This is a genomic window from Candidatus Aegiribacteria sp. (genome assembly GCA_021108435.1).
Lineage (GTDB): Bacteria > Fermentibacterota > Fermentibacteria > Fermentibacterales > JCC-6 > Aegiribacteria.
This window is the reverse complement of record JAIOQY010000072.1, coordinates 1-8389: the sequence shown is the minus strand read 5'-3', so window position 1 is coordinate 8389 and position 8389 is coordinate 1. Positions and strand designations below refer to the sequence as shown.

Here is an 8389-nt window from a genome sequence, read left to right as displayed (position 1 = left end):
ACGCAGATGTATTATATATACTTCAAGGAAGGTCGATTGAGCATAACGCAGTATGCGAGTGTCTTATGCGCCGTTGAAGTAGTAACTCTGGTGAGATATGCGGATTTGATATTTCTATGAAGTAAGGAACAATTGCCTGTTTAAATATGCGGGGAGAAAATATGACACTGCGGAAGTATTTCAATTTTGATGAACTGGGTACTACATGGAAAACCGAAACTCTTGCAGGCATTACTACCTTTCTGACAATGGCTTATATAATTGTAGTCAACCCCGCAATACTGAAGGCAGCAGGAATTCCTGAAGGTCCTTCCATGGTTGTTACCGTTCTCAGCGCATTCACAGGAACACTGCTTATGGGGTTATATGCAAAGCGACCATTCGCGATTGCTCCCTATATGGGAGAGAATGCCTTCATCGCATATACAGTTGTTGGTGTGCTCGGCTATTCATGGCAGACAGCACTCGGCGCGATCTTCATAGGCGGTGTCCTTTTCACCATCCTTACTCTTATTGGTGCCAGAGCCTGGCTCGCGAATGCCATTCCAACATGTTTGAAAATCGCCTTTGCTGTAGGTATAGGTCTGTTCATCTGTTTCATTGGCCTTAACGACACCGGACTGGTTTCACTGGGAACCCCTGGAGCGCCTGTTGCTCTTGGAGATGTCAGAAGTACGACAGTTCTGATATCCATTGGCGGACTCCTTCTGATGATTGTTCTGCTTGCTCTCAAAGTAAAAGGAGCACTTCTATTAGGCATTATCGCTGCAACGGCAATAGCTTTCATCACCGGTGTTGCGTCTCTGCCTGACAGTATTGTGAGCATGCCTCCTTCGATATCAGGTATTTTCATGAAGTTTGATCTGAGCGGTGCTCTGTCATGGGGTTTCATATCGGTTCTTCTGACCGTCTTCGTGATGGATTTTGTTGACACAATGGGTACACTGATCGGGCTGTCCTACAGGGCAAAACTTCTTGACGAGAACGGCAATCTTCCCGAAATAGAAAAGCCCATGCTGTGTGATGCGCTGGCAACTGTAGCAGGAGCTGTTCTGGGAACCACCACCGCAGGTACATACATCGAGTCAGCTGCCGGAATCGAAGAAGGAGGAAAAACGGGCTTCACTGCTGTAGTTACATCGCTTCTGTTTCTTGCGGCTCTGTTTTTTACGCCGATTCTTACTTCAGTTCCCGCATGTGCGTTCGGTCCGGTATTGATTGTAGTGGGGATGCTGATGCTCAAGCCGATTCTGGAACTGAACTTCGATGACATGACAGAACTGGCCCCCGCTTTTCTGGTGATTGTCCTTATGAGTTTTACATATAATCTCGGAGTCGGAATGACGGCAGGATTTATAGTATATCCCCTTATGAAGACAGTAACGGGAAAATATCGCGAGATACCGTCAGGTATTTGGGTTCTTTCGGCACTTTCAGTGTTGTATTACGTTTTTGGAGCATAACTGCCTCTTGCCATAGACTCCTTTTTGTAACACAATCAATAGAGAGGTTAAATGGAGGTGAAAAAATGCCTACTTTCGTATTGATGACTCGACATCATCCAAGCAGTCTGCACAATGCTGAAAACAGAAAGAGAATGGGAAAGACCTGGTTGAATAAAGTTAAGCAAGTTTGTCCGGGAATCAAGTGGATTGCGCACTACGCCATACTGGGACCCTATGACTTCATGGATATCTACGAAGCTCCGGACGTGGAGACTGCTCATAAGGTTTCCCTGATTTCCAGAGCTGAAGGAGCGCTGGAAGCGGAAAGCTGGCAGGCTCTGCATTACGATAAGTTCCTCAAAATCCTGAACGAAATAGAGGACTGACAGGAACCATCCGTTAAAGGTGTTAGATCAATTCTGGAAAGAAGCATGCATTGGCAAAAGTATTCATAATGCGAGGGCTTCCCGGGGCGGGGAAGACCACATGGATTCGAAACAATCTCCCGGATGCCTTCATATGTTCAGCTGATAACTACTTTCTTGATGAAAAAGGAATTTACAAATTTGACAGCTTGTTACTTTCTGAAGCACATGAATCCTGCCTGAAACGCTTTGTTGAAATTCTGACATCTCAAGAAGATGAGGTTCAAAAAGAATCCCTCTTTGTTGTTGTTGACAACACCGCGATCAGAGCCTGGGAAATTTCACCCTATTACAACCTGGCAAAGGCATACGGACACGATGTAAGAGTTGTACATATTAAATGCGATTCTGATCTGGCCTATTCCAGAAACATTCACGGAGTTCCACTGGAAAAGGTCGAGAAAATGGACGAAGGCCTTATCAGCGAAGCTCTTCCCTCATTCTGGAATGTAGAGGTTGTTGAACCGTAGTCTCAGAGTATTATTGCCGAGAATACTCTCCCATGAATCTGACCTGCTGTATAACATTACCCTCAATGGCTTCTCTCAGTTCTTCCGCAGTCGCTCCGGGTGCCAGGTGAAGATGTCCTTCAAGAGCATACAATGTGAAGAAATACCTGTGCTTACCTGAAGGAGGAGCGGGTCCTCTGTACCCGATGCTTCCCCAGCTGTTGCTTCCCTGTATGGTCCCATTCTCGAGTTCCGGTTCTACAGGAATTCCTTCATCCAGTTCTCTGATATCTCCCGGTATATTGTAAACTACCCAATGAATCCAGTTGCCGGCCGGTGCGTCCGGATCCTCACATATGAGAGCGAATGTCTCAGCTTCGAAATCAAATATCCACTCCAGTGGAGGAGAAATATCTTCCCCGTCAACAGTATACAGAGCAGGGATGAGTTCTCCGTTTCCAAATGCAGCGCTCCACAGAGAGAACGCAATCATAATCATTCTGCACCTCCAAACATTCGGTTCAAGCTCCAGTATTATTAATTAATCAACTTCCGGTCAAGAGCAGTCCTCATCGGATTGAATTTTACTGATATTACATACTATGGTATATATCCCGATATTGCTACACTTTTGTCAGGGAGGTGAATTCTGTTCGAATATCAAAAAACCGAACGTTTCTTCGGGCTCATCGCTGACGGTATGGAGGAACTGGGCAGGGATGAACTGATCTCTCTCGGGGCTACCGACCCTAAACAGGCGTACCGCGGAATATTCTTCGGAGCAGATATGGAAACACTCTACAGGATAAATTACCAATCAAGATTCTTTACGCGGATCCTTGCCCCCCTGCTCACATTTGATTGTCACAGTGACAGATATCTCTATAAAACAGCATCATCCATGGACTGGTCGCAAATTCTGTCACCGGAGAAAACGTTTGCAATATTCGCTAATGTATCCAACTCCAATATCAAACACTCGCAGTATGCTGCGCTTAAGCTCAAAGACGCAATTGCCGACTGGTTCATGGAAAAGGAGGGGCGCCGTCCCGACGTTGACACAAAAACTCCGGACGTCTGGCTGGGGCTCCGGATCCATCGCAACAGGGCATCCATCCGGCTGGATACTTCCGGCGGTTCTCTTCACCGACGGGGATACCGGAAGAAATCGGTCGAAGCGCCCATGCAGGAAACCCTTGCGGCTGCAATCTTACATCTTTCCGGTTGGGATGGATCCACAAAGCTGATCGATCCGATGTGCGGTTCTGGAACGTTGCTATGTGAGGCTTTGATGAATTACTGCCGCATCCCCTCCGGTTATCTGCGCAGCAGATTCGGGTTCGAATGTATGCCGGAATTCAATAAGGAGCAATGGAAGGTTATCCGGCGGGATGCGAACTCCCTGATCAGGACACTTCCGGAAGGGCTCATCATGGGCAGCGACATCTCGCGTGAAACGGTGACAGTAGCTTCAGGCAACTGCTGTACACTTCCTTCAGGAAACAGGATTGAATTGAAAACATCCCGATACCAGGATCTGAGTAATGTTTCAGACTCAACCATAATTACAAATCCTCCATATGGATTACGCCTTCAGAAGCATGAGAACATGGGTATATTTATGAAGGAATTTGGTGACTTTCTAAAACAGAAATGCAAGGGTTCAATAGTTTACATTTACTTTGGAAAACGTGATCTTCTCAAAAAGATCGGTCTTAGAGCAGCCTCAAAAAAACCTCTCAGAAACGGCAGGCTTGACGGGCGTCTGGTTCGCTACGACCTTTATTAGTCTATCAGGGGTCTTGCGGTACTCGTCTCTATATAGTAGCGTATAAATAACTTCTGACTCTTATGCGTCAGAAACAACAGGATATTCCTACAGAAAGAGTATTAATACTGTTTAACTGTATTGATTGAAATCACAATTTGCTTTTAAGGCATGCGGAATTTCAGAGCTGAGGGGGGCAACTGATGAATAAGGATATCTTCAACAGTTACTTTGAACTCGGACTGATCGGTATGGCGATTACCTCACCTGAAAAGGACTTCATTGAAGTCAATAACTATCTCTGCAAAATGCTCGGCTACTCAAAGAAAGAACTGCTGAAGAAAAAATGGTCGGATCTGACCCATCCCGAGGATCAAGAACTCAATGATAAATTCCAGAAAAGAGTGCTCTCAGGCGGTATTAATGCTTATACACTCGAAAAACGCCTGATACACAAGGACGGCAGCACTATTCATGTCAGTATCTCTTCGAAATCCTCAAGAAACCAGGACGGATCAGTATCAGAATTCTTTTCCCTTGTTCAGGATATCACAGAGAGAAAAAGGGCGGAAGATGAAATCAGGAAATCGGAGTTGAAATACAGAACTGTTGTTGAGAACGCAACAGAAATGATCTGGCAGCTTGACAGAGAAGGGAATTTTGTATTTTTCAACAAATTCGCGGAGAAAATATCTTCGATGAAAAGTAATGATTGGAAAGGCAAGCAATTCTCACCGGCAATTCATCCCGATGACCTGGAAAAAGTAAAAAATGTCTTTGTAGATACTTTAAGCGGGAATGCCAACGAATATGAAGTCAGAATACTGGTTGCAGAGGATATAGCTGAACTGGTGGTTCAGACTCTTCCTGTATATACCGATGGTGAGATTACAGGAACGCTCAGCTTCGGCAGGAATATCACAGAAGAGAAAAAAGCCCATCGCGCGTTAAAGGAGTCTGAAAAACGTTACCGTACCCTTCTGAACAATGTTCCTATTGGGGTATTCCGATCAACCATCGGACCGGAAGGGGGGATGTTTCTTTCTGTAAATCCTGCGCTTGCAAGAATGTTCGGCTATGCGGATCCTGAAAATATGATCAAGACCAGGGTATCTGACTGTTATCAGAATAATGAGGATCGGGAGAAATTCATAAACAACATCAGCCATGACGGTTCAGTTTCCGGACATGAAGTTCAGCTCAAGCGGGGAGATGGTTCAAATTTCTGGGGTTCCCTCACGGCCAAGGCAGTAAAAGATGAAAATAACCAAATCAGGTTTATTGATGGAGTCCTTGAAGACATTACTGAACGCAAATCCATCCAGGAAGCTCTCCGGGAATCGGAGGAGCGCTACCGCCGCCTTCTTGACCACAATCCTGCCGCTATTGTTGTTCATGTAGATGGTAAGATCGTCTATGCCAATAAGGCCAGTCTTGATCTCGTTGCAGCCTCCTCTCCTGAAGACGCACTTGGGAAACAAATTTTTGAGTTTGTTCATCCCGACTACAGGAAGATTGTACTTGAACGTGTAAAACAATGTCAGACGGACGAAAAATTCGCAAAACCTATCGAGGAGAAATTTCTTCGACTCGACGGCAAATCGGTTGATGTTGAAGTAACGGCAATACCGATAACGTACCAGGGTAAACCGGCATCACAGGTTGTTTTCTGGGATATAACCAGCAGGAAACAGGTTGAAGACAGCATACAGAGTAATCTGAATGAACTGAATAAAACTCTTAAGGGAACGGTTGACGCGCTTTCTTCCGCAGTTGAAACAAGAGACCCCTACACTGCAGGTCATCAGAGGGAAGTGGCTAAAATTGCCTGCGCGGTTGCGGAGGAAATGGGCCTTCCTGAAGATCTGATAGAGGGTCTGCGCGTCGCCAGCCTTCTTCATGACATAGGTAAAATCAAAATCCCGGCTGAGATTCTCAGTAAACCTACGATTCTGACAGACATAGAATACGAACTGATCAAAACCCATCCTCAGGCAGGTCATGAGATCCTGAAAACCATCAGTTTTCCCTGGCCTGTGGGAGAAATCGTCTTGCAGCACCAGGAGAGAATTGATGGCTCAGGTTATCCTAATAATCTCAAGGGAGATGAAATCTGTATAGAAGCGCGGATCCTGGGCGTTGTAGATGTAGTGGAGGCAATGTGTGCTCATCGACCATACAGAAGCTCCAGAGGTATTGAAAAAGCGATTGAGGAGATAAAGCAAAACAGAGGCAGGCTTTACGATGCCGCTGTTGTTGATGCATGCCTGAAACTATTCAGAGAAGAGAAGTACAGCTTCGATACTACGTAGTTAGTCGAATTCCGGGATTTCCATTCTGCACATAAGAGATGACTGGTTTCATACTGCAATACTGCATATTCTTATATATCCAGCGTGATAATACAGAAAACGTTTCAGCGTTCTGAAACAGTAACTGAAATGCGGAGTTCCATCCGCGAAGAATAATTCGCGAAAGGATATCTGTATTCAGGAAAGATCGGAGGGGGTTATGAAGAGTGCTATGAAAGCAGTCCTTACGATAAGTGTGCTGGTATTTGCAGCTTCAGCCGTACTGGCTATGGAACGAGACGGGGTCGAATATCCGGATCAGATTACTGTAGATGGAGTTGATCTTGTGCTGAACGGTCTGGGAACCCGCGAAGCAACCATATTCAAGGTTAATGTATACGTAGCGGCTCTCTATCTGGAGAATCTTTCCAGTGACGGGTATGCCATCTGTGAATCAGAAGAGACCAAACGTCTTATTCTTCATTTCGTTCGCGATGTCGGAGAGAGCGACATTACAGGTGCCTGGACTGAAGGCTTTGTGAAGAACGCAGGGGATGACCTGTTGATATATCAGGATCGCATTGAAACACTGAACTCATGGATGAGCGACATAGATGATGGCGAGAGAATGGTTTATACATACATTCCAGGCACAGGACTCGAAGTATCTGTGTTAGGCGATTTCAAGGGTGTTATCGAGGGGGCTGACTTTGCAGGTGTTTTCTTCTCCATCTGGCTTGGAGACAATCCTCCGAACGGAGGTCTTCGGGACGGACTTCTGGGAGACTGAGGAAGACCTTTTAGCAAGACCATCCTGTCAGGTGTATAACTGATGTACTCTGTAGTGAATTGATATCTCCAGTGAAGGCGCGGACATGAAACTTTCTATTCTCATTTATTGAATCAGGGTGTTCAAGAAAACATCCTCTTGCTGGAAATGGTTGAAATGCGAAGATGTCAGAGCAGTACAATTGAATGAGCTGAACGGACAAAATACGCTTTGCATTCATCCCAGATGAATGGCACAAGCATCTTCGGCATGGGCTCTTTTTCCGCATCTTTGAAGTACGTCAGGCTCTTGAGAATATTGTATGTGTTAATTCTTGATGTACCATACCTATCCGGAAGAAGCCGGAAATATTCCCGCAGCGTAGTTTCTCCGCGAAGAATGATATAGAGATCGATGAAGTCCTTGCGGCTCCCTCCATTTGAAATAGTCATAAGTTTCATCAATGCGATCTCACGGATATCCGCAATACTGAAGCTGCGGTATTCGATTCCCTTGAAGATAAAGGGGGAACTTGCTCTGAAGAATGAAAGTTTTATGCCTCGCAGGAGTACGGTACAATCTGAATTGGATAACCTCATTACACCTGAAAAAGCACTTGCGGACTGACATGCTGAATTATAGGTTTTAATTCTTCAGTGAGGTTCTTAACAGATATCTTCATTTCCGGATGCGCATTTGCGTACACTCTGAAGATTTCATCCGAGAATGCCTGCCCAAGACTCCTGACTCCATGAATATCCATATTGTCAAGCACACTGGAACCTTTTACAATAAATTAAATAGTATCGATAGAAAAGTATTTGACAGAGCAGGACTATTCTGAATATTTTTGATTCAGACAGTGAATAAAGGTTTAGTTGAGGTACTCTTCTTGATGGTAATAAATCCAGTTAACTATCTGTCTTGACCTGGTTTCTCTGGTAACGTCCATTAGTGATGAGGTTGTAGCATGAGGTTCTCTATTTTCTTGATGATCATTTTGATTGGTGTTGGTATGTCTGGCAGCATCCTGCTTATGGTGCAACCGGATCTCGACGGTCTACAGTTGATTCGCGAGGGTTCTTTCGATCAGGTCATCCTGCCGGGGTATCCGTTCCTGGGTGCCGAAGGTGAGCCGGATCTTCCGTACATTCCTCTGGAGATTGCCCTTCCGACAGGCTGCAGGGCTGAACAAGTAACTGTTCGTAACTGCATATATGATACCCTCCCCGGTACATACAC

General features: G+C 45.3%; 10 protein-coding genes. 7 read left to right on the top strand and 3 right to left on the bottom strand.

The window, feature by feature from the left end; all coding sequences use genetic code 11:
• Nucleotides 1-161 precede the first annotated feature (161 nt).
• The 3 genes from K8R76_04375 (at nucleotide 162) to K8R76_04365 (ending at nucleotide 2340) form a co-directional block, all read left to right on the top strand.
• A complete protein-coding gene (locus K8R76_04375) occupies nucleotides 162-1463 on the top strand; it encodes an NCS2 family permease (GenBank protein ID MCD4847408.1) in 1302 nt (433 codons plus the stop codon).
• A 65-nt stretch (nucleotides 1464-1528) separates the two neighbouring features.
• Nucleotides 1529-1831: a GYD domain-containing protein gene (locus K8R76_04370; GenBank protein MCD4847407.1), complete on the top strand. Its 303-nt coding sequence runs from the start codon at nucleotides 1529-1531 to the stop codon at nucleotides 1829-1831.
• Between the two features lie 50 nt (nucleotides 1832-1881).
• On the top strand, nucleotides 1882-2340 hold the full coding sequence (locus K8R76_04365; GenBank protein MCD4847406.1) for an ATP-binding protein: 459 nt from the start codon (nucleotides 1882-1884) through the stop codon (nucleotides 2338-2340).
• Between the two features lie 10 nt (nucleotides 2341-2350).
• On the opposite strand, the gene K8R76_04360 is transcribed toward K8R76_04365, so the two are convergent.
• Nucleotides 2351-2812 carry a YbhB/YbcL family Raf kinase inhibitor-like protein gene (locus K8R76_04360; protein MCD4847405.1) on the bottom strand — a complete coding sequence of 154 codons (462 nt, stop codon included), beginning with the start codon at nucleotides 2810-2812 and terminating at the stop codon, nucleotides 2351-2353.
• A 207-nt stretch (nucleotides 2813-3019) separates the two neighbouring features.
• Here K8R76_04360 and K8R76_04355 point away from each other — a divergent pair, with 207 nt between their 5' ends.
• The 3 genes from K8R76_04355 (at nucleotide 3020) to K8R76_04345 (ending at nucleotide 7168) form a co-directional block, all read left to right on the top strand.
• On the top strand, nucleotides 3020-4108 hold the full coding sequence (locus K8R76_04355) for a class I SAM-dependent RNA methyltransferase (GenBank protein MCD4847404.1): 1089 nt from the start codon (nucleotides 3020-3022) through the stop codon (nucleotides 4106-4108).
• A 182-nt stretch (nucleotides 4109-4290) separates the two neighbouring features.
• Nucleotides 4291-6399: a PAS domain S-box protein gene (locus K8R76_04350; protein MCD4847403.1), complete on the top strand. Its 2109-nt coding sequence runs from the start codon at nucleotides 4291-4293 to the stop codon at nucleotides 6397-6399.
• 199 nt (nucleotides 6400-6598) lie between these two features.
• A complete protein-coding gene (locus K8R76_04345) occupies nucleotides 6599-7168 on the top strand; it encodes a chalcone isomerase family protein (GenBank protein MCD4847402.1) in 570 nt (189 codons plus the stop codon).
• A gap of 167 nt (nucleotides 7169-7335) precedes the next feature.
• Here the strand turns inward: K8R76_04345 and K8R76_04340 are convergent, their stop codons facing one another.
• The gene (locus K8R76_04340; GenBank protein ID MCD4847401.1) at nucleotides 7336-7746 is read right to left on the bottom strand and encodes a hypothetical protein; all 411 of its coding nucleotides are present in this window, start codon (nucleotides 7744-7746) and stop codon (nucleotides 7336-7338) included.
• Entirely contained in the window at nucleotides 7746-7922 is a 177-nt protein-coding gene (locus K8R76_04335; GenBank protein MCD4847400.1) for an STAS-like domain-containing protein, read from the bottom strand. The genes K8R76_04340 and K8R76_04335 overlap by 1 nt, the downstream gene beginning before the upstream one ends.
• Nucleotides 7923-8162: 240 nt before the next feature.
• Between K8R76_04335 and K8R76_04330 the strand changes: the two genes are divergently transcribed.
• On the top strand, nucleotides 8163-8389 hold a 227-nt coding region (locus K8R76_04330), incomplete at its 3' end, for a hypothetical protein (GenBank protein MCD4847399.1).

Bases quoted from the DNA above. Each gene is read 5' to 3' on its own strand.
- K8R76_04375 (MCD4847408.1), top strand. From the start codon at position 162: ATGACACTGCGGAAGTATTTCAATTTTGATGAACTGGGTACTACATGG.
- K8R76_04370 (MCD4847407.1), top strand. From the start codon at position 1,529: ATGCCTACTTTCGTATTGATGACTCGACATCATCCAAGCAGTCTGCAC.
- K8R76_04360 (MCD4847405.1), bottom strand. From the start codon at position 2,812: ATGATTGCGTTCTCTCTGTGGAGCGCTGCATTTGGAAACGGAGAACTC.
- K8R76_04355 (MCD4847404.1), top strand. From the start codon at position 3,020: ATGGAGGAACTGGGCAGGGATGAACTGATCTCTCTCGGGGCTACCGAC.
- K8R76_04350 (MCD4847403.1), top strand. From the start codon at position 4,291: ATGAATAAGGATATCTTCAACAGTTACTTTGAACTCGGACTGATCGGT.
- K8R76_04345 (MCD4847402.1), top strand. From the start codon at position 6,599: ATGAAGAGTGCTATGAAAGCAGTCCTTACGATAAGTGTGCTGGTATTT.
- K8R76_04340 (MCD4847401.1), bottom strand. From the start codon at position 7,746: ATGAGGTTATCCAATTCAGATTGTACCGTACTCCTGCGAGGCATAAAA.